At 48.0% G+C, this 20824-nt stretch carries 16 protein-coding genes; 2 read left to right on the forward strand and 14 right to left on the reverse strand.

Annotation, left to right across the window (positions count from 1 at the left end; translation table 11 throughout):
• Positions 1 to 77: 77 nt before the first annotated feature.
• The 12 genes from BN3279_RS22360 to BN3279_RS22415 form a co-directional block, all read right to left on the reverse strand.
• A complete protein-coding gene (locus tag BN3279_RS22360) occupies positions 78 to 1727 on the reverse strand; it encodes an extracellular solute-binding protein (protein WP_059054106.1) in 1650 nt (549 codons plus the stop codon).
• Between the two features lie 123 nt (positions 1728 to 1850).
• On the reverse strand, positions 1851 to 3488 hold the full coding sequence (locus tag BN3279_RS22365) for a sensor histidine kinase (protein ID WP_059054661.1): 1638 nt from the start codon (positions 3486 to 3488) through the stop codon (positions 1851 to 1853).
• Between the two features lie 6 nt (positions 3489 to 3494).
• Positions 3495 to 4205 carry a response regulator transcription factor gene (locus tag BN3279_RS22370; RefSeq protein ID WP_059054107.1) on the reverse strand — a complete coding sequence of 237 codons (711 nt, stop codon included), beginning with the start codon at positions 4203 to 4205 and terminating at the stop codon, positions 3495 to 3497.
• A 248-nt stretch (positions 4206 to 4453) separates the two neighbouring features.
• On the reverse strand, positions 4454 to 5491 hold the full coding sequence (locus BN3279_RS22375) for a Gfo/Idh/MocA family protein (RefSeq protein WP_059054109.1): 1038 nt from the start codon (positions 5489 to 5491) through the stop codon (positions 4454 to 4456).
• A gap of 13 nt (positions 5492 to 5504) precedes the next feature.
• Positions 5505 to 6473 (reverse strand): sugar phosphate isomerase/epimerase family protein, encoded by a 969-nt coding sequence (locus tag BN3279_RS22380; protein ID WP_059054110.1) that lies wholly within the window; start codon positions 6471 to 6473, stop codon positions 5505 to 5507.
• A gap of 15 nt (positions 6474 to 6488) precedes the next feature.
• Positions 6489 to 7199: a ThuA domain-containing protein gene (locus BN3279_RS22385; RefSeq protein ID WP_059054113.1), complete on the reverse strand. Its 711-nt coding sequence runs from the start codon at positions 7197 to 7199 to the stop codon at positions 6489 to 6491.
• Positions 7196 to 7945 carry a sugar phosphate isomerase/epimerase family protein gene (locus tag BN3279_RS22390; protein WP_059054114.1) on the reverse strand — a complete coding sequence of 250 codons (750 nt, stop codon included), beginning with the start codon at positions 7943 to 7945 and terminating at the stop codon, positions 7196 to 7198. The genes BN3279_RS22385 and BN3279_RS22390 overlap by 4 nt, the downstream gene beginning before the upstream one ends.
• A 12-nt stretch (positions 7946 to 7957) precedes the next feature.
• A complete protein-coding gene (locus tag BN3279_RS22395) occupies positions 7958 to 9031 on the reverse strand; it encodes a Gfo/Idh/MocA family protein (RefSeq protein WP_059054116.1) in 1074 nt (357 codons plus the stop codon).
• Positions 9032 to 9203: 172 nt separating this feature from the next.
• On the reverse strand, positions 9204 to 10070 hold the full coding sequence (locus BN3279_RS22400) for an AraC family transcriptional regulator (protein ID WP_059054118.1): 867 nt from the start codon (positions 10068 to 10070) through the stop codon (positions 9204 to 9206).
• Between the two features lie 109 nt (positions 10071 to 10179).
• The gene (locus BN3279_RS22405) at positions 10180 to 11070 is read right to left on the reverse strand and encodes a carbohydrate ABC transporter permease (protein WP_059054120.1); all 891 of its coding nucleotides are present in this window, start codon (positions 11068 to 11070) and stop codon (positions 10180 to 10182) included.
• A 12-nt stretch (positions 11071 to 11082) separates the two neighbouring features.
• Entirely contained in the window at positions 11083 to 11940 is an 858-nt protein-coding gene (locus tag BN3279_RS22410) for an ABC transporter permease (protein ID WP_316245769.1), read from the reverse strand.
• A 159-nt stretch (positions 11941 to 12099) separates the two neighbouring features.
• Positions 12100 to 13689 (reverse strand): extracellular solute-binding protein, encoded by a 1590-nt coding sequence (locus BN3279_RS22415; protein ID WP_059054124.1) that lies wholly within the window; start codon positions 13687 to 13689, stop codon positions 12100 to 12102.
• A 341-nt stretch (positions 13690 to 14030) separates the two neighbouring features.
• On the opposite strand from BN3279_RS22415, the gene BN3279_RS22420 reads away from it, so the two are divergent.
• Together BN3279_RS22420 and BN3279_RS22425 are read left to right on the forward strand one after the other, a co-directional pair.
• Positions 14031 to 15128, forward strand: a complete 1098-nt coding sequence (locus BN3279_RS22420) for a GntR family transcriptional regulator (RefSeq protein ID WP_059054125.1) — start codon at positions 14031 to 14033, stop codon at positions 15126 to 15128.
• A gap of 17 nt (positions 15129 to 15145) precedes the next feature.
• Positions 15146 to 17344: a GH92 family glycosyl hydrolase gene (locus BN3279_RS22425; protein WP_059054127.1), complete on the forward strand. Its 2199-nt coding sequence runs from the start codon at positions 15146 to 15148 to the stop codon at positions 17342 to 17344.
• A 129-nt stretch (positions 17345 to 17473) separates the two neighbouring features.
• Here BN3279_RS22425 and BN3279_RS22430 read toward each other — a convergent pair whose 3' ends face one another.
• Positions 17474 to 18358 carry an NAD(P)-dependent oxidoreductase gene (locus BN3279_RS22430; protein WP_082673172.1) on the reverse strand — a complete coding sequence of 295 codons (885 nt, stop codon included), beginning with the start codon at positions 18356 to 18358 and terminating at the stop codon, positions 17474 to 17476.
• A gap of 48 nt (positions 18359 to 18406) precedes the next feature.
• The gene (locus BN3279_RS22435) at positions 18407 to 20740 is read right to left on the reverse strand and encodes a helix-turn-helix domain-containing protein (protein WP_059054128.1); all 2334 of its coding nucleotides are present in this window, start codon (positions 20738 to 20740) and stop codon (positions 18407 to 18409) included.
• Between the last annotated feature and the right edge of the window lie 84 nt (positions 20741 to 20824).

Raw genomic sequence — 20824 nt, forward strand, 5'->3', positions numbered from 1 at the left:
GCAGCGGTATATGCGGTCTGCGGCTTAATTCAGTTTCGGTCTGAGCCATGTTTTATCACATCCTGCACCCAAAGTCATTACGCATTAATCTCGGCCAAAATTTCGTCTCCGCCCGTGCGGTGCCAGGTCTCAACGAACTTGTCGAACTCGCTGATCGGCGCTTCGCCCATAATAATCTTCAGGATGGTTTCTTCCTCCATCTTCTTCAAGTTGGTCCATTTCAGCTTCATCGTTTCCGTTGTGCCATAGAAGCCTGCCAGGATGACCTCCAGATTCGGGTTATTGGCTTCCCGTTGTCCTTCAATACGCGAGAGGTATTCACCATACGTATTCACATCTACCTCATTGCCTTTTTCCTTGAATTCCTGATAAGCCCGAAGCGATACGATACGGTCCTCCTGAATGATAGACTCGTCACCCGCTTCGTCGGCCTTGATAATATCCTCGTAATACCTTTTCAGCACATCATCATAGTCAACCTGCATAGGAATTTGTGTCGGGTCATTATTCCAGCGGCTGTTATCGGTCAAGAGCTCGTCAGGATGGTCCAGCTTGTATTGCACTGCATCCTCTGTCAAGGAATATAAGAAATCGGTTGTCACATTAACGGACTTCATAATCGCTTCCGGATGAGGATAGCTTTTCTTCACAACCACGATTCCGCCACCCACCGGGTCTTGACGGATGGTCTTGAACTTGCCGTTGTCATCCACAGGGGCCGATACAGCTACCCACTTTGCCTCCGGCGTTTGCTTGATGGAATCCTTATAGTTGGTGTAGCCGATCCACCAAGGATTGAACAGCATACCCACCTGGCCGTTAATTACCAGCGCTTCCTTCTCCTCATTGGAACGAATGACAAATTGCTTGTCAATCAGGCCCTCCTTGTAGCGGTCGCTCAAATCCTGCAGAGCTTCCTTCATTTCCGGCTGTACCGAGCCATATACAACCTGGCCCTCTGCATTCTTAATCCATTGCGTCGGGAAAGCATCATAGGCGGCAAATACCGGCGAGAAGTTCATAGCGTTCTGGTCCATCACAAAGCCGCCCGTCTTTCCCGTCCCCGAGGCATCCTTCTCCATAAAGGTTCGTGCCAGATTCCAGACATCATCTAATGTTTTGGGAAGCTCTGCGCCCACCTTATCGACCCAGTCCTTTCTCACCCACAACAATTGATGCTGGTTGCCTATGTTGGTCATCGGCAAGCCCATAATCTTACCATCGACCTTCACCTGATCGAGCAACAAGTCTCCATAGGAGCCGTAAAATTCCTTCACTCCCTCAGAAGCCGTCTTTTCATAAATTTCCGTTAAGTCAGCGATCAGATCATTATCAACCAACTGATTGAACAACTCGCGGTCAACCAGCATGACATCCGGCAAATCTCCAGTTGTCATGGATAAAGATAGCTTCTGCTTCATATCGTCGGTCTCCCAGGCTACCTTCGCTTTTACATTGACCTTGCTCTCTACATACCGGGTTGCCAGGTTGTTCTCGATCGTGTCACCTTCCGGCAGATTGTTAATATGATTCGTGTGACGGCCAATCGTAAATTCTACGGGCTTCTCATATTTTCCGTAGGGCTCGTAATTGATTCCATTCTCCCCGGGAGCCATGGTATCGGCAGCATTACCGCTCCCATTGCTACTTCCTCCTCCGCAACCCGTGACTGTCAGCATGCTCAGGCACACTGCCATAATCAAAGCCCATTTCCACCTTTTCTGCATCGCACTAACCCCTTTATTGGTTTATGCCCTAATTGTAACCGCTTGCAAATGAGGTCTCTATGCAACGTTTTTTGGATTCGTAGCACGATTTATATTAGTTTTCGAATAAAGTCCTTCCTTCATCTATAAGGGCTGGTAAGGAAGTCTGATGATCACCGTAGTGCCCACCTTGGCTTCACTAATCAGTTCCAAACCATACGTGGTGCCATAATACAGCTTGATTCGGTCATTGACGTTACGGATGCCATACCCACTACTCTCTGCAATTAATAGCATTTGTTGCTGTGTAGGCGACATGCCAATTCCGTTATCCTCCACCCTCATTTCCAGTATTCCGCGCTCGGCATAAACCGAGATCGCTAGCTGATGCTCGCCTTCACCAGGCTCCGCAAAGCCATGCTTGATGGCATTCTCCACAATCGGTTGCAGGATAAAATGAATAATGCGGTAGTTGAGCAGCTCCGGGTCCACCTGATAATCCACCTCAAAATTCCCGTCATGCAAAATGAATTGCAAATCAAGGTAAGCCTTGATGTTCTCCAGTTCATCCTGGATCGTCACCTGGTTTTTCCCTTTGTTCAGGGCTGTTCGGTAAAATTTGGCCAAAGCGTTCACCATATAACCGGTTTCAATATCCTGCTTCTTGACGGCCCTCCAATTAATAAACGATAAGGTATTGTATAGGAAATGCGGATTGATCTGGGCAATCAACTGGTTATACTCACTTTCCTTCTTGGCAATCTCCGCCTGGTACACCTGGCTGATTAACTGATTAATTCGCCGCAGCATCTTCCCGATTCCGTTGGTCAGTTCCCCGAACTCATCTCGGGAATGGCTCTGAATGATAATCCCCAGGTTGTTCTGCTCCACCTTGTCGACCTTGTTCTTGAGATGCACAATTCGGCGGGTAAAACTGCTGGAGAAGATATAAATCAGACTGAACGTAATGAGCAGGCTTAGCACAATAACAAAGAAAGTAATCTGAAAAATCGTCAGCGCATTCTTATAGGCATTGGCGTGGGATACCGAGAAGTGCAACGTCCAATCATTGTTGTTCAACGCCTTCCGCAGTTCGGTAGTCCGCTCGGAATGCACCATTTGCTGCTTGGCTGCCGGATAAATGATCTGCTGCTGTTCATTTTCAATAGAAACGGAAATATGCTCGGATAGACCCTCGAGACTTGAGAAGATACTGTCATAGCGAATGGAAATGACCATATAGCTGCTTGTCTTTCCGTTGCCGATTAATTGTTGTAGTAGATATACCTGCTTGTCATGTACAATCCACCGCTTACTGTCGTTCCCGTCAAACCACGGCTTATTCTTGAGTTCGCTTAAGGGGTGAATATTGTCCCGGATACCCAGCAAATCCCCTGAGGTATAGAATTCGACCTCCTCAATATCGGCGTCCATGAACTTGGTCTGTGAGATCAGAGGGTCCATGATATCGCGAAAGTCCAGATAGATATTGAAGTAACTGTCCTCGTAATTTTTCAGAAATATCCGGGAGAACTCCCGATTCAGCACAATAAATTCACTGAGCATGTTGTAACGATTGATCTTGTAATCGAGAATATTCACCGTCTGCTCCAGACTGGACTGGGCTTCACTGTTCATTTCGTTCATCTGAATATTGTAAGATTGCGAGAAAGATAACAGCCCCAGCAGCAGGATGGGAATCAAGGCGATGATAAGATGAGAGAGTAGCAACTTATCGCGGAACTTAAGGTCATTAAATTTGCTTTTGATCAACCGAATCATCATGATTTAGCCCTTTCTGTACTGAGCGGGGCTGACACCATACTTCGTCTTGAACAGCTTGCAGAAGTAGGACGGATTATCAATGCCTACAAATTCCGCAATATCGTTGATCTTCATATTGGACTTACTGAGCAAATAGTTGGCCTTCCGCAAGCGGTAATCCGTTAAATACTTCGAGAAATTAACCCCGGCCTCTTTCTTGAACAAAATACTTAAATAGCCTGGCGAAAGGTATACCTCATTGGCCGCATCCGATAAGGATATGTCCCGCTGAAAGTGATTCTTCACAAAATCCTTCACTTGCTGGATCACCTTGGATTCCTCTGTTGTCCTGTTTGGCTCCACAAAGGCTTGTTCTTCCGTAATCTCCTCCATCACCTCTACAAATTCTTCATGAATCAAGGGCTTCAGCAAGTAGTTAACTACGCCAAGCTTAATCGCGCTTCTGGCATATTCAAATTCTCCGTAACCACTGCAAATGACAATCTTCAAATTCTCCTGCACCTTCCGCGCGGCCTGGCATAACTCAATCCCGTTCATCAAGGGCATCTTCACATCGGTAATGAGGATATCGATACTGCTGCGCTTCAGTATTTTTTCGGCTGCGTGTCCGTTCTCGGCTTCCAGAATGCGGCAAGGAAATTTGTGTTGAATAATCAAGTTTTTGATTCCTTCTCGCTCCGTGCTTTCATCATCAACTACCAATACGTTCATCATGCGATCGCCCCCAGAAGGTAAAATAAAAAAATGAAGCGCTTCCAATAAACATAGTATATTAATATAATATTTATCTGTAAATGAGACTATGATCCGCCATTTTCTACATCATCATTGCAACATATCATGGTATATCCTTTTCCACATTCACCTTTCTGCAATTAGGAATAGGCAAACAAAAGAAATCCGCAAGCAATGGATGCTCACGGATTTCTTGTTCTGGGCAAGGGTCAGAATAATCAGAACCCTTATCCCTTTTGGGTGATGCTGAAGATTTGTTCGATAAGCTGCATGACCTTGCGGACTTCATGATTCTTCACGATTGGCTCTGCGCCTTCACGAACGACCTCATAGAAGTTCTGGTAGAAAGGCGCATACTCCGCTTTCGGTTCCGGGAAGGTCAGCTTCTCGGTAGCCTCTTCGGATGGAGGTGCCATCGTTTTGGTCAAGCCTACGCCAGCTTGAATTGGCGCCGGGGCTTGAACATCCTCGCGACCCGTAGCGGCAATGATTTCGCCTGACAGATCCCAATCATCGATCTTCGCGGTTCCTTCCAAGCCTTTCACATACCAGCGAGGTAGCTTGGTGTAGTTCGTCGTTCCCACTTCCACCAAGGCTCTAACACCGTTCTCGAAGGTAATATAGCTCATAAAGCCATCATCCACTTCATCACCCAGGATGAAGCTGAGGTCTGCCTGCACGCTCTTGATAGGGCTATCAATCAGCCACAACAATTGATCTAACAGATGGACACCCCAGTCCAACAGCATACCGCCGCCATGCTGTTGCAGATGGCGCCAGTCTCCTGGAATCCCGTTGGCTCCCTGCACACGGGATTCGAGTTGGAACAGGCTGCCGATGGTTTTCTTCTGATACAACTCGCGAATAATGAGGAAATCCGGGTCCCAACGACGGTTTTGATGTACCATGAACACCTTGCCCGTCTCCTCGGCAACCGCCAGGATGTCATCAAGCTCCTGCGTGCTCATCGCCACAGGCTTCTCACAAATCACATGCTTGCCAGCCCGCAAAGCTTGGATGGCTATTTCCTTGTGAGAGTCATTAGGTGTAGCTACAAGAACAGCTTCAATATTTGAGTCATTTAACACGTCTTCAAGGCTTTCATAAGCCTCCAAGCCTTTATCTTTGGAGAGCTGCCGTCTTTCCCCGGAGATATCATAGGTCCCTACGACACGAACCCGGTCCTGCTCCGTAGGAATCAGATGGTGAGTATGGTAAGAACCCATACCGCCGTAGCCAATTACGGCCAAGTTGATGATTGACATACTTATTGCTCCTTTATGCCCACCACATCGCTGATGGTTGCTCATGAATCATGATGGATTTCAAATTCGTAATCGCACGGGTCAAGCCTTCATCAATGGACATGATTGGATCTTCATGCTCAATGCTCAGGACGTAATCATAATTATAGACGCGCAGGGCAGAGATAATATCCGACCATACCTTGAGGTCATGGCCGCAGCCCACCGAACGGAATGTCCAGGCCCGGGTCTTCACATTGCCGTAAGGTTGCATATCCGTCAATCCATGCATGTTAATGTTGTCTTGATCCAAGTAGGTATCTTTGGCATGGAAATGGTGAATGGCACCCGCCTCGCCAAGAATCTTGATCACAGCAACCGGATCAATGCCTTGCCACCACAGATGGCTGGGGTCCAGATTACAACCGATAGCCTTGCCCGTTGCTTCCCGAAGCTTCAACATCGTATATGGAGTATGAGCCAGGAACCCGCCATGAAGCTCGATTCCGATCTTCACGCCTGCCGCTTCCGCTTCCGTGTTAATGCCCTTCCAATATGGGATTAACTTGTGCTCCCACTGGTAGGTATAGCTGTCATCGTATTCTGTTGGCCAAGGCAAGACAGGCCAGTTCACCTGGGTATCGGTCGCATTGCCACCCGACACGCCAGAGAATCCGTTCACGACAGGAACATTCAGTAGACTTGCCAGCTTGATCGTCTTGCGCAGCAGCTCATCCGCTTCCGCCGCCACTTCCTGCACGGGCGAGATTGGATTGTTATGACAGCTCAGCGCAGAGATCTCCAGGCCCTTATCCGCAAGCTTGGCCAAATATTCTTGTCTCGCTTCACTGCTAGCAAGCAGATGGTCGATATCAAGGTGAGCGTTACCAGGATAACCTCCCGTGCCGATCTCCACGGTTTGCAAGCCTTTACGGGCAACCTCGTCAATCATCTCTTCAAAGCTCAGATTGTTGAACAAGGGAGTAAATACACCCAGTTTCATTGACGATCACTCCTTCTATTTTTGACGTCGTTCATAGTGCCCATATGCCGGATACAGATTTTGAGTCGGGGCGCACCATCGAATTCCGTTCTTGATCACTTTTTGTACCTTTTCATTGTAATAACTAGGGTAAGTTTCATGTCCTGGCTGGAAGTAGAAGATCTTCCCGTTGCCTCGGCGGTAAGTACAACCGCTGCGGAACACCTCTCCTCCCGGGAACCAACTGACGAAGATCAGTTCATCCGGTGCCGGGATATCAAAGTGTTCGCCGTACATTTCTTCTTTCTCCAGCTCGATGAATTCGCCAATACCCTCCACGATTGGATGACTTGGATTGACGTTCCAGATACGACAGTTGCCCCCGTCTTCCCGCCATTTCAAGTCGCAGGACGTACCCATCAGCTTTTTGAAGATTTTAGAGAAATGGGCGGAATGCAGAACCACCAGTCCCATGCCTTCCAGAATGCGCTTGTGCACGCGATCCACGATCTCATCCTGAACTTCGTTATGGGCCATATGCCCCCACCAAATCAGGACATCCGTCTCTTCCAGAACCTCTTCCGTCAAGCCATGCTCCGGCTCATCCAAGGTGGCGGTTCTAACCGTAAATTGGTCTTCGGTCAAGAACTTGGCTAGCTGTCCATGAATCCCTTCCGGGTACATCTCCTGAACAGCCTTATCCGTCTTCTCATGACGGTATTCATTCCATACCGTAACCTGGATCATGCGTACACCTCCTCGACCAAGGCTTTCAATTGCCGGTAGCCGATCGAGGTTGCCTCCAAAGGTTGATATTGTTGAAAAGCTTCCTGCTCCACAATCAACCAAGGCAAGGCCAATTGCTTAGCTAGTTCAACATACTCCTGGATAGGCAAAATGCCTGATCCAATCTCGGTGCTCTCCTTCGGAGACTCTTGCATGTCCTTGATATGGAGCAGCCCGATCCGATCCTTATGTGCCTCCAGCCAAGCGAATACGTCTATTCCGGAATAAGCGAGCCAGTACAGGTCCATCTCCAGATGGATGTGCTTCGCATGCTTATAGATGTAATCGATGATGTCCTGACCCGGAATTTCCGTAAATTCATGAGCATGGTTATGATAGTAGAATTCCATTCCTTCCTCGGCCACCTTCACGGCCATTTCTTCCATCTCCGCGATGAAGGCTTGCCATTCTTCAAAGGTGCTGAAGGTAGCATGAGGAACCACGATGCGTTTATTGCCAATGGTCTTCTCGAAGGCCACCGTCTCTTCCAGATTCGCTCTTAACTTCTCGTAGGAGATATGAGAAGCCGCCGCTTCCAATCCGTATTCGTCCAGGTAGCCCTTGACTTCGACAGCGCTCTTGCCATAATATCCAGCAAATTCAACGCCATCAAAACCACTTTTCTTAACCTCTTTCAGGGCCTCTTGAAAATTTGCTTCACAAACTTCCTTAATGCTCCATAACTGCAAAGCAATTTTTGGTTTCATATCGACTGCCTCCTATAGATAGACGGGTTCGCCAGTCTTCGACGATTTGTAGAGTGCCTCCAGAATCTCGGTAACAACCAGGGCTTGCTCCGGCTTAACCACAGGCTCCGTGTCGTTAAGAATAGCATTCACCCAGGATTTCGCTTCAAGCACTTCCGGTTTATCACCAGAGCCATCATAGAAAGCAACGCCGCCAGTCTTCAATTCAACCTTCTTCTCATAGAGCAAGCTGTGATCTTCACCGTTAATGGTCAAGCCATCATTCATGTCAGCCCCCGCTTTAGTTCCGCAAAGCGTTGTCTTCGCTTCCTTCACATCCAGACTATTCAGTGCCCAACTCGACTCCAGGAAGATCGTAGCACCGTTCTCCATGACAATGAATCCGAAAGCGGAATCTTCGACGGTGAACTTCTCAGGGTCCCAAGGTCCCCATGCATTGGCAGCATTTTTAGTTTGGGATAAGGCATGATACGTTTTCCCAACCACATATTTAGGCTTGTAGTTGTTCATCATCCAGAGCGTCAAATCAAGGGCATGGGTACCGATATCAATCAACGGGCCTCCGCCTTGGGCTTCTTCATCCAGGAATACGCCCCATGTAGGTACTGCACGACGGCGAATCGCATGTGCCTTACCGAAATAAATATCGCCCAGACCGCCTTCTTCACAGAACTGTTGCAGGTATCTGGAATCCGTACGGAAGCGGTTTTGATAACCAATCGTCAGCTTCTTGCCTGTGCGCTTGGCTGCTTCCACCATATTTCTTGCTTCTTCTGCTGTCTTCGCCATCGGCTTCTCGCACATTACGTGGCAGTCTGCCTCAAGGGCTGCAATAGACAACTCCGCATGGGAAGAGTTAGGCGTACACACATGCACAACATCCAAATCTGTATTAGCCAACATTTTCTTATAGTCATCAAAGACCTGGGCATTTTCCGTACCGAATTTTTCCTTGGCTTTCTCGGCCCGTTCCACAACGATATCGCAGAATGCTACCAGTTCTACTTCTTCCACCTGAGACAACGCTGGCATATGCTTGCCGTTAGCAATCCCGCCGCAACCAATGATTCCAACCTTTAATGTCATAACCATCCTCCTGAAAACGTTTTTATTTAATGACTTTATTATAGCCAAACCCTAACACTCTTTCTTCCCACTTTCCCCTCAAAAATTCCCGAATATTGCGCCTTCATGCTCCCATAAGACAAAAAAACCTGGACAAGCTCTTCTTGTCCAGGTCCTTCTAATACTAACTTTTTTAGTGGGTATTCAAACTCTTCTGATATTGCAGGGGCGACTGCCCCACCGCTTCCTTGAATACATGATGGAACGTCTTCACGCTGGCGAAGCCTGCCTTCTCAGCAACGTCCACCATCGGTATTTTCTCATTAGCCAAAATGAACTTGGCTTGATTAAGGCGATATTCCGTCAAGAACTGCATGAAGGTCTGGCCCGTGTTCGTCTTGAAGAAGCGGGTAAAATAGTAGGGACTGAAGCCGACGAACTTGGCGATGTCCTCGACCGCGATTACATCCTGATACCGGTTCTCTACATATTCAAACACCTGATTCAGCAGATCCAACGTTTCCTTATGCTGAATGGTAGAGCGCTTCGTCGTTTTCTTCTTTTCCTTGCGCCGAGGCAAGTTCAAGTAGAATTCACCCATGAGCTGGTAGAGATATCCCAAGCTTAAATAATTCGTTCCTGCGGGTTTGCTTTCTTCTATTCTATATAAGTTGATTAATAGCTCTGTAGCTTTCCGGGCAAGGGGCTCTGGCCAATTGCGGCTCAGCGGCTCCCCGTATTCGAACAAGCTCAATAAGGAGTCCTCCGAGGTTCGCAGAATCTTCTCATCAAATAACTTCAGATTGAATTGAAAGACATAACGCTCGCTGTCGGGAGAAGCCAGGAAATAATGAGCCTCCCCACTGGGGAAGAAATAAATCTCCCCTTCTTCAAGCTGAACGATGTCTTCATCAACTCCGATATTCACTTTCCCTTTGCGCGAATAGATGATTTCGATTTCCTTATGCCAATGGGGGTAGACAATCGTCATTCCGTCATTCAGAAATGTTCTGAACGGAATTGCATCCTCGAACCCCGGAATCTCCAAATAATTGCTCATACGCCACTAGCTCCTGTAAGTTAGATAAGCTGCTTCCAACTTCATACGTTACTATAGGTTTTTTCGGTATTCAAGTAGTAGTCTGTAAATCTTTCATTGAACGTATGTTTCACCCCTTGATCGCCCCGATCATAATGCCCTTCTCAAAATACTTCGAGACGACCGGATAGAACAGCAGCACCGGAACGCTGGAAACGACGACAACGGCATATTTGATTGATTGCTTCAGTGCGCTGACCTCGCTTTGATTCACGCTCATCATCGCCTGGTTCGCAGCATCCCCCATCTGGTTCTGCACCAGAATTTCACGCAAGATAAGCTGAAGCGGGAAGAGATTCCGGTCTGACAAATAAATCATGGCATCAAAATATCCATTCCATCGACCCACGCCATAGAACATCATCATTACTGCAATAATAGGCGTTGAGAGCGGAAGGACTACCTTAAGCAGCAACTGAATATCGGTAGCCCCATCGATAAAGGCACTCTCCTCCAGTTCAACCGGAATGTTTTGCTGAAAATACGTACGCATAATAATCATGTTGTACACACTGACCGCGCCGGGAATAATCATGACCCACATAGTATTCACGATTCCCAGACCCTCGTTGACGATGTAGGTTGGAATCAGACCGCCGGAGAAGAACATGGTGAAAGTAAACAGCATCGTAATAACGTTACGTCCTCTGAAATCCCGCCGTGACAAGGGATAAGCCGCCAGCGTCGTCATGATCACATTTACCGCCGTCCCTAGTGCCGTGTAGATAACCGCATTTTTGAAGCCCATCCAGATGTCCCCGTTGGCAAATACCCGCTTATACCCCTCCAGCGTAAAGCCTCTGGGCCAGAGCAGCAAGACTTGGTCGAAGATATGCCGTGGATCGCTTAGTGATGCGAATACTACAAACAGCAGAGGATACAGGATAACTAATGTAAAGATGCCGACCAGAATCATGTTGAACCCATTAAAAACTTTATCGCCTCTCGATAATTGATACATAAGCGCCCCTCCTTACCACAGGCTCGTCTCGCTGAATTTCTGGGCAAACTTGTTGACCAGGTACAGCACGATGAAATTGATCAAGTTATTAAAGAATCCTACGGCGGAGGAGAAGCTATATTCCGCGTTTAAAATACCGGCTTTGTACATATAAGTAGACAATACCTCCGAAGTAGCCAGATTGGCGTCATTTTGCATCAGCAGCACCTTCTCGAAGCCCACAGACATGACCGAGCCGGTTGCCAGTATAGTACAGATCACGATGGTGGGCATAATTGCCGGAATCGTAATCTTCCGAATGCATTGCAGCCGTGAAGCACCTTCTATATAAGCAGCCTCATACTGATCCTGGGGAATACCGGACATTGCCGCTGTATAGATGAGAGTTCCCCAGCCTACGGACTGCCAAATGCCGGACCATACGAAGACATGCGGGAACAGCTTGGGACTCCCGATGAAATCAATTGGCGTCCCGCCGAAATATTCGATAGCCGAATTAATAATGCCATCAGCCGGAGACGTGAAGAACATCACCATGCCGACGATAATAACCACAGAGATAAAATTCGGAATATAAGAAATGGTCTGCACGATCGATTTGTATCTCTTGTTGCGCAGTTCATTGAACATTACCGCCAGAATAATAGGGAGAGGCACCCCCACGGCGAGGCTGTACAAGCTAATTCGCAGTGTATTGACGATGACATCCTTGAAATAGAAAGCATTAAAAAAACGTTCAAAATGCGCAAACCCCACCCATGGGCTATGCCATATGCCGAACGCCGGAGAATAGTCCTTGAAGGAGATAATAATCCCGTACATCGGGATATAATTCCAGATAATCAACGAGGTCAGAGGCAACAGCATCATGAGATACAGCCATTTTTGTTTGAGAATTGCTTTGCCCTTCCATTTAGAAAGCTTTCTCCTTACTGAAGATTCCATAGTTTACCCCTTTCCTTAAAATGCGTGCTCAAAAAGCTGGGAGGAGGATTCATGTGAATCCCCCTCTTGGCCCTACCTCAGATCTCAGCTTTCTTTATAACGTTTGTATTGCTCTTGCTTGATCTCCAAGTAACGATCCGAGCCCATCTTCTTCAGTTGCGCGATATAGCTATCCCACTCTTTGTCGATATCCTTCGTACCTGTAACAAACTCCACCCGCATCTGCCCAACATAATTGCTCACATCCGCCCGAATGGACGAAGTTTCGTTAGCTTCCTGAATCGTCGCCGGCAGATCCGGCAGCATGACGCTTGGCAAGGTCTGTTCATTCAAATCGGTATACACCGGTGCTTCCTGTCTCCCCGCTGCTGCCCGAACTTCCGGAGATAGCTCCGTGTACGGGAAGTAACCACCATATACGTTGTCTACATATTGGAATGCGCCTAGCCCAATTCCATCCTTATAGTTAAGAATTTCGTCGATATAGACCATATTGCCGTCTTCCATGTTATACGTAACGCCTTCTTTACCTAGGTAACCGAAGACACTGCCCTCTTCCCCGTAGAAATAATCCACCCATTTCAGAATAGTTGCGGGGTCCTTGGCATCCTTCGTGATAACAAGACTGGATGCGCCTGCAACCTGGGAATCCGTCAGTGAAGCCATATCTCCGCCCGGTCCAGCGAGCACGTTAATGGCAACGAAATCGTCCTTCACGCTCTCACCAATGTAATCCGGTGCTGCCCAGTTCCACGCTCCGACCGTATCCTTGGCCGCGTCTGCTGTCCATTTGTCATAGTCCACGCCACTGAAGGCCTGCTTATTGATTGCACCACTCTCATACATGCGATTCTCATATTTCAGTAATTCCTTATATCCATCGGAAGTAATGGTAAGCTGAATTTCATCGTTGTTATCTACATAGATAAAGTTCCCCAGCGCCTTCCTTCCGCCGTTGCCAATGCCAAAGGAGCCCATCATCATCTGCTCGAAGGTCCAGCCAAGGGAACCGCTCGGCATGTACCAGCCTTGTTCATCATTAACGCCATTGCCATTCGGGTCCTGCGTGACGAACGCATTAAGCGCCTGTTCAAGCTCCTCCGTTGTTTTCGGAATGTCCATGTTCAGGTTATCCAGCCACTTCTTGTTGATATACAAGCGGATGGTCCGGTTCCCTTCGGGATAAGGATCAAGATACGGAGTAGCATAAATATGACCATCCGCATTAGTGATGCCTTTGCGAACCTCTTCATTTTCATCCAAATATTTTTGCAGGTTAGGTGCATGTTCTTTAATTAAATCCTCCAGGGGGATAAAGAGACCCTGTTGTCCGTATTTCAACAACTCTCCGTTGCTCCAATCCACCTGGTAGAAGGCATCCGGCAGTTCGCCTCGGGTCAAGATAACGTTTTTCTTCTCGCCAATATCACTAAGCTCTTCCCAGTTCACCTTGACGCCGGTCATCTTCTCATATTCCTGCCACATCCATAAATCCTTGGATGCCGGTCTGAGATTGTTCCAGCTTGGTCTAAGGAGTGATATCTCTTGGGCAGTTCCTGACTGGCTTGAATTGGGTTCCTTGGATTCCTCTGCTTTGCCGCCACAAGCGGTAGCCAATAGAGATAATAGTAAAATGCTTAACAGTGCGATTTTCCCTTTCTTTGAAGAAATCATATCGTCGCCCCCTAAATTTGATATACCAAATATCCGAACAAGACCTATTCTGAGGCATATCAACTTATTTTGTCAAGCGCTTACATTTATATTTTTTTATTGCTATGTAGCTTGTTTCTGCTCCTGGGACTTATGGTATTGTTATAAAGTCTTATATTTCCCTGTTCTGTTACCGGCTGTAATGGCAAAACTGTCCTGGTCTCTCCCCTTTCTATTGCCGAAACGTTTAAACTGTCGTATATTCAACATAATTGTTAGTACCTTTGATCTCCAAAAAGTGCGGATTCATTTGACATATCGACAAATAAAATGGTATATCAATTTTGCGAGGAGAATTACATATGGAACAAATCCCACTATATCAACGCATCGTAAATATACTCAAAGCGAGGATTGATTCTGGGGAACTGAAGGCCGGAGATCAGCTTCCTACCGAAGCTGAAATTTCCAAGACTTTTCAAGTAAGCCGAATTACGTCGAAGCGGGCACTGACCGAACTGGAGAATGCTCAATTGATCTACCGAATTCAGGGAAAGGGTAGCTTTGTCAGCGACAGGCAGCCCTCCCCCCGCTCCGCTATATCCAAGAGCGGCAAGGAGATTCTGCTCATTCTTCCGTTCACTCATAACCCTGGACTCGGAGATTATGAGAAAGGGATTAATGAATTTTTGTCCACCACTGAGTATACGTTGAATATTCAGTCCAATACGATCATTGGCCAGCGCAAGCTGCTGGAAGCAGCGCTGAACGGTTCGAACTCAGGGCTAATCTTCTACCCGGTGAGCAGTAATGCAGACCTGGGGATTCTCTATCAATACTACTTGTCCAAATATCCGCTCATCACGATGGACAAGACGGTAGACGGAATTCCGTTCCCTTCGGTCGTGGCTGACAACTTGAACGGAGCTTACTTGGCTTGCAAGCATTTGATTGATCACAATCACAAGAAGATTGCCTACGTTTCCTCCCTCAGGGTTGAGAACTTCTCATCCATCCGTGAGCGCTATTTCGGCTACCTTAAGGCACTGTATGATCATCAACTGATTGATTACAGCGTGAGCGATTTAACCGAACGTTATCTCACTCATGAAGACGGCAAGGGTAGAGAGTATTATTTACACTTCCTGCAATCCGTAAAGGAACAAGGGGTAACAGGAATCGTGGCTGAGAATGATCTTATTGCCATTGAAATTATGCAGCTTGCCAAGGAAATCGGCTTATCCGTGCCGGATGATTTCTCTATTATCGGCTTTGACAACATCCATCTGTCCAGCTTTGTTGAGCCCAAGCTGACCACCATTTCCCAGGATTTCGGGCAGATGGGTTATCTGGCTGCCCGGCATCTCGTCTCTATGATGGAAAGTCCGGGCAATCTGCCTCAGGATCAGGTCATCGTGCCGGTTCAACTCATTGAACGGCAGACGGTAAAGAGACTATAATTTTCAGGAGGTTCTTCATGCTACATTATATTGATACACGACAAGGCACCAGTAACAAATATGTCTATTCCAACGGGAACACTTTGCCTGTGACGGCCGTTCCTTTTGGTATGAACCATTTCGTGGTTCAAACGGCTGAGGACGGTAGTTGGTTTTTCCATCCTCGCGATCGCGTCTTCCAAGGCTTCCGACTCACTCATCAGCCCAGCCCATGGATGGGCGACTTCAGCACCTTTCTGTTGACGCCGATTGCCGATGACAAGATCAAAGGCACTATATTCTCTTGCCAAAGCTCTTATCGGCCAGAGGAAGCTGTCTTCAAACCTAACCACCTTAAAATAAAACAACAACGCTACAATATCACCACCGAGCTTGTTCCCACCTGCTACGGAGCCGCCCTGCGGATGAAATATAACTCCGGACAACAGGCCGGACTGGTGCTGAACGCCAAGAAGATCAGCGAGTTCCATCTGGATGTCCCAAACCGCCGCATCACCGGTTATGTAAGTAACTTCGCCGGATGCCATGACGACCAATTCCGTATGTACGTGTCGATCCAATTTAATCAAGACATTGATTTGAGCACGTCAGGCTACTATGATGCCGATGGACAATTACACAATGAGACAGATTTGCACGGAACAGACCAGCATGTCGTTATCCGTTTCAAAGATTGTGAGCAAGGCATACTGGAAGCCAGACTTGCCACTTCATTCATTAGTCAAGAGCAAGCCGAGTTGAACCTGAAGCGAGAATTGGATGCCTCTATGGATGCATTGAAGGAACAGGCAACGGAAGCCTGGAACCATTATTTGCATAAAATTAAGGTCATGCATACCAACGAAGAATATTTGCGCACCTTCTATGGCTGCTTGTACCGCATGTTCCTGTTCCCGCAGAAGTTCTACGAGCTTGATGCCAACATGGAACCGGTTCATTACAACACGACCGCCAAGGCGGTGAAGAAGGGTGTACTTTATACGAACAACGGATTTTGGGATACCTACAAGACGGTCTATCCGCTATATTCCATCATTGCCCCTAAAGAATATGAAGAAATGCTGGAGGGTTACCTGAACAGCTACCGGGAGACGGGGTTCTTACCAAAGTGGCTTTCGCCGGATGAGCGTGGGTTAATGCCAGGAACGTTGATTGATGCGGTCGTCGCAGATGCCGCAGCGAAGGGGATTGGCCAGAAGCTGATGCCAGAACTGCTGGAAGCGATGGTTACCGCAGCTACGACGCAAAGCGATAAATCCTGTTATGGTCGCCAAGGTACGAAGGATTATATGAAATACGGATACGTTCCGAGCAACTATACGGAAAGCGTGAACCATACGCTGGACTATGCCTATAGCGACTATTGCATCAGCCGCGTTGCTGAGGTGCTGGGTCAGAAGGATATCGCCGATCGCTATCGGGAGAGCGCTTTGAACTACCGGAACATCTTCGATTCCGAGACTGGATTTATGAGAGCCAAGGACGAGAATGGACAGTTCCGCCCGGACTTTAATGATACAAGCTGGGGGCTGGATTACGCCGAGGGTAGTGCCTGGCAGAGCAGCTTTGCGGTATTCCAGGATATTCAGGGTCTTATCAACGCTTATGGCTCCGAAGAGCGCTTCTCGCAGAAGCTTACCGAGTTGTGCAACAAGGCTCCTGATTACGACGTACGTGGCTATGGCTTTGAAATTCATGAGATGAGTGAAATGGCGGCCGTGGATTATGGACAATTGGCTATCTCCAACCAGCCCAGCTTCCACATCCCTTATCTGTTCAACTATGCAGGACAGCCGGCTTCCTCCCAGGTAGTCATCAAGCAAATCTTGACTCACCTGTTCAACAGCGGCTTTGAGGGGTACCCTGGGGACGAGGACAACGGCAGCATGTCCGGCTGGTTTGTGTTCAGCTCCCTGGGCTTCTATCCGGTATGTCCGGGCAGCAGCGAATACGTTCTTGGCATTCCACTCTTTGACACGGTCACGATTGAGTTGCCAAACGGAAAGCAAATGAATATCCAGACGGACAATAATAACCCGCAATCCAACTTTGTGGCTGATGTCACCTTGGATGGTGAATCATACAACAAGCTATACATTAATCATGAAGACATTCTGCAAGGGAAAGCACTGGAATTCCGACTGGGTCTCGCTCCAGGCTATCGCCAGTATCAAGCGGAAGAACTACCTTTTTCCATATCCAAGCGTCATGACTAGGAACCGGAGCTTCTCATAGCTGACAAATAAATAGGGTGCTCCAGAAGTGAATCATAAGATCACTTTGGAGCACCCTGTATCTTTAGAGCCTAGTTCGCTGTCAGTCATTCCTACCTTGCCTGCACTGTATTATAAACCAAGATAATACTTGAACAGCGCTTGTGTTCCCTTATCCTCATAGCCCTTTTCCGCAATTTGCTGGTAGAGGGACTCCGCCAGCTCCAGCCCCGGTGTCTTCAGTCCCATGTCCTTAGCCGACTCCAGTGCGATCTTCATATCCTTGATAAAATGCTTCACATAAAAGCCAGGCTCGAAGTTGCCGGTCAACATCCGCGGTCCAAGATTGCTGAGCGACCAACTTCCCGCGGCCCCGCTCTCAATGCTCTTAAGCACCTGATCTGCTTCAAGCCCGGCATTGCGAGCATACGCCAGCGCTTCACATACTCCCATCATCCCCGAGGCGATAGCAATCTGATTGCACATTTTTGTATGCTGACCCGCCCCAGCCTTGCCTTGATATACAATGTTACTGCCCAGCAGCCTCAACAATGGCTGCACGGTCTCGTAGTCCGCTTGTTCACCGCCTACCATGATGGAGAGCTTGGCATCCCGCGCCCCGATATCACCACCAGATACAGGCGCATCAAGCGCATGCAGTCCTTTTGCCACACAAGCCTCGAAAATTTGTCCCGCTAGTCGCGGGCTGGAGGTCGTCATATCCAGTAAATAAGTTCCCTCTTTCGCGTGGTCCACCAGCCCGCCGGGTCCAAGATACACTTCCTCCACATCTTGCGGATAGCCAACCATCGTAATGACGGCCTCGCAGGCTGCCGCCAGTTCCCCTGGCGACTCATGCCATACCGCCCCTTCTCTTACCAATTCCTCTGCTTTGGAGTAGGTGCGAGTATACACATGCAGAGGATAACCCGCCTGCTGAATATGTCTTGCCATGCTTTTGCCCATAACGCCAATTCCGATAAAGCCTATTGCTGATTTTCCAGGTATGAACACCACGCTGTAATCTCTCCTTTTCCCATTCTAAGGCTTAACTTAACCAAGCAGCTATCTGACCGACAGTCTGTACTGCCTTGGAGACATCTGCATATGCCGTTGAAAGGCCCGGTTCAAATTGCGTTCCGAATACCCGACAAGCTCTGCAATCTCCATAACGGTATGATCGGTATCCTTCAGCAGTTGCTTCGCCTTTTGGATCTTATTGTTCATTATATATTCGATAAAGGACATGCCCGTTTCCTTCTTGAACAACCGGCTCAAATAAGAAGGACTGACGTGAACCAGTTCCGCACACTCCGCTAGTGAATGGGTCCCTTCGGGCTCGCTGGTAATATGGCTGCATACCCGTTGTACAATTAACCGGGAAGAACGGGTGCGTAAATCATGACTGATCTCCTGGTAAAGGGAGAACAGGACACCGATGAACCAATCGTGCATCTCCTCAGATGTCTGATTCTCCTTAAGCTGATCAAACAGATTGCCACCCAGTAGCTCCTGTATACCCGGTCCCCGCTCCTCCATGGACTGGACGATGGCTGACAGCAGAATATGATAGCACTGGAAGATAATATTGTACGACTCTGACACGCGAATCCGCCTGGAGAACTCGTAAAGGGAGGCTTCGGCCTGTGGCAAGGCACCGTTCCATAGATACTCGATCATCTCTCCCTCTATTTCTTTGGGATACATAAACACCGGATTGCGTTCGATCCGAATCATATCCTCATAAAACAACACCTTCGCCGCATCCTGAAACAGCCGATATTGCAAAGCTAATTGAGCTTCTTTAAGAGATTGGGCCAGGTGCTGCACCCCGGTCGCCCGGCTAATTCCCACGGAAGTAGAGAAGGAAAGAAAGCGAGAGAGCGCCTCATGAACAGACTCTGCAAAGGCACCTGCCCGGGTGCGCAGCTCCCGCTCTGTCCCTTCCTCCAATCGCACAACAGCAATGACCTCACGCTCTTCCCGATCCAGGACGTACCCTTTGATATCATGGCTCTGAGCCAGAAGCTCCGTAATGACATTCTTAATCGCGAACAGGATGACGGGCCACTCGCTGGGCAAGAAGCGTTTTTTCTTAATGAGATTTTCCACCTTGACTACCATGACCATATATTGACCAAGGACAGGAATGCGGTATTTGGCACAGCCTGCCTCCAGATCATCGCGTCTCCAGGAGCTGCCCGATCCTAGCAGTCGTTGCAGAAATCGGTCCCGCAAGTCCGGCTGAACACTTCCGATATAGCTGTTCAGCGATTCGGCCTGCTCGTTCAAGTAGGCAAGCGAAGACCGGATATATTCGATCTCGTTCCCCTGAAATCCGCCTTCACCGATTTTCCCTCCGTTTTTACGCAGCGTCTCTCCATAACGGAGAAGCTGCTGGATCGGATTATATGCCATGCGTGAGGAGAACCAGGTCAAGAGCACGCCAATCAGTACAAAGATGGACACCAAGAAAGCCATAAGCACCTTAATCCAGTGTAGTTGCTCCATCATTTCCCGCTCTGGCAGCCGTGAAACATAGGTTCTTCCCATAGAAGTCTCGTAAAAGGCCACCAGTTCCTTCCCATTCTCCCCTTCCAGAATGTAATGATTGGAAGTTCCCTCATCCTCCGTCACTGCCCGCAAAATCTGATCCTCTTCTACCGGAATTCCTGCGGCAGATAGGCCTTCCGTCTGAAGCAGCACCCGGTGTCTGGAATCCAGTACCGTCAGCGACTGATTCTCCAAACTGACCGAGTAGCTCTTAAGTAGTCCCCGCAATGCCTCTTCCTTGACCTGAATAATGAGTACACCCCGGGGTTCATTGATGCTCATTACCGGAAGATCACGGACGTAAGAGATATACCCCCTCTCCCCGGATTCCGGAAGATACATCCATCCGGCACGGCTTCCTTCCGCCATGGCAGCATCGATATCTTGACGTCCATAAAATTCCTCAAGTCTGACCAAGCCATAAGTATTGGTCAGAAGCAACCCATGCTGATCATTGTAGAACATAATATCCTCAATCAAATTGTTCGTATTCTTATGAAGCTGGAACATCTCCAGGATATCCAGTTGCTGAAAATAGTCGGTCTCGTAATTCAGATTATCCAGCGCTGCACGAATGAGCGGTCCCCCGGCTAATTGTAGCGATTCATGTTCCAGATTCGTCAAAATATGTTCAACACGATCCTTCAACTGATGGAGTGAAGCCAGATTGTTCTCCTGAAATTGCGTACTCAGCTTATTCATCGAGAAATAATAGTAAGCGCTACCAATTAGTAAAACCGGAACGACCGCAGACAAGCACCCTAGCCAGATCAACCGCTTTAAATAATGGTTTGTTGAAAAATAGTGGAGAAATCGAGTGGAAAGACGCTGCCAAACCTGCTTCATGAAACTCACCTCCGCTTGGTATAGGCATTTCCGGCACCAGTGAAAAGCCACTTAGAGCTATTATATCAAGGGACAGCCGTTTTT

Source organism: Paenibacillus senegalimassiliensis, assembly GCF_001486585.1.
Classification (GTDB): Bacteria; Bacillota; Bacilli; order Paenibacillales; family Paenibacillaceae; genus Fontibacillus; species Fontibacillus senegalimassiliensis.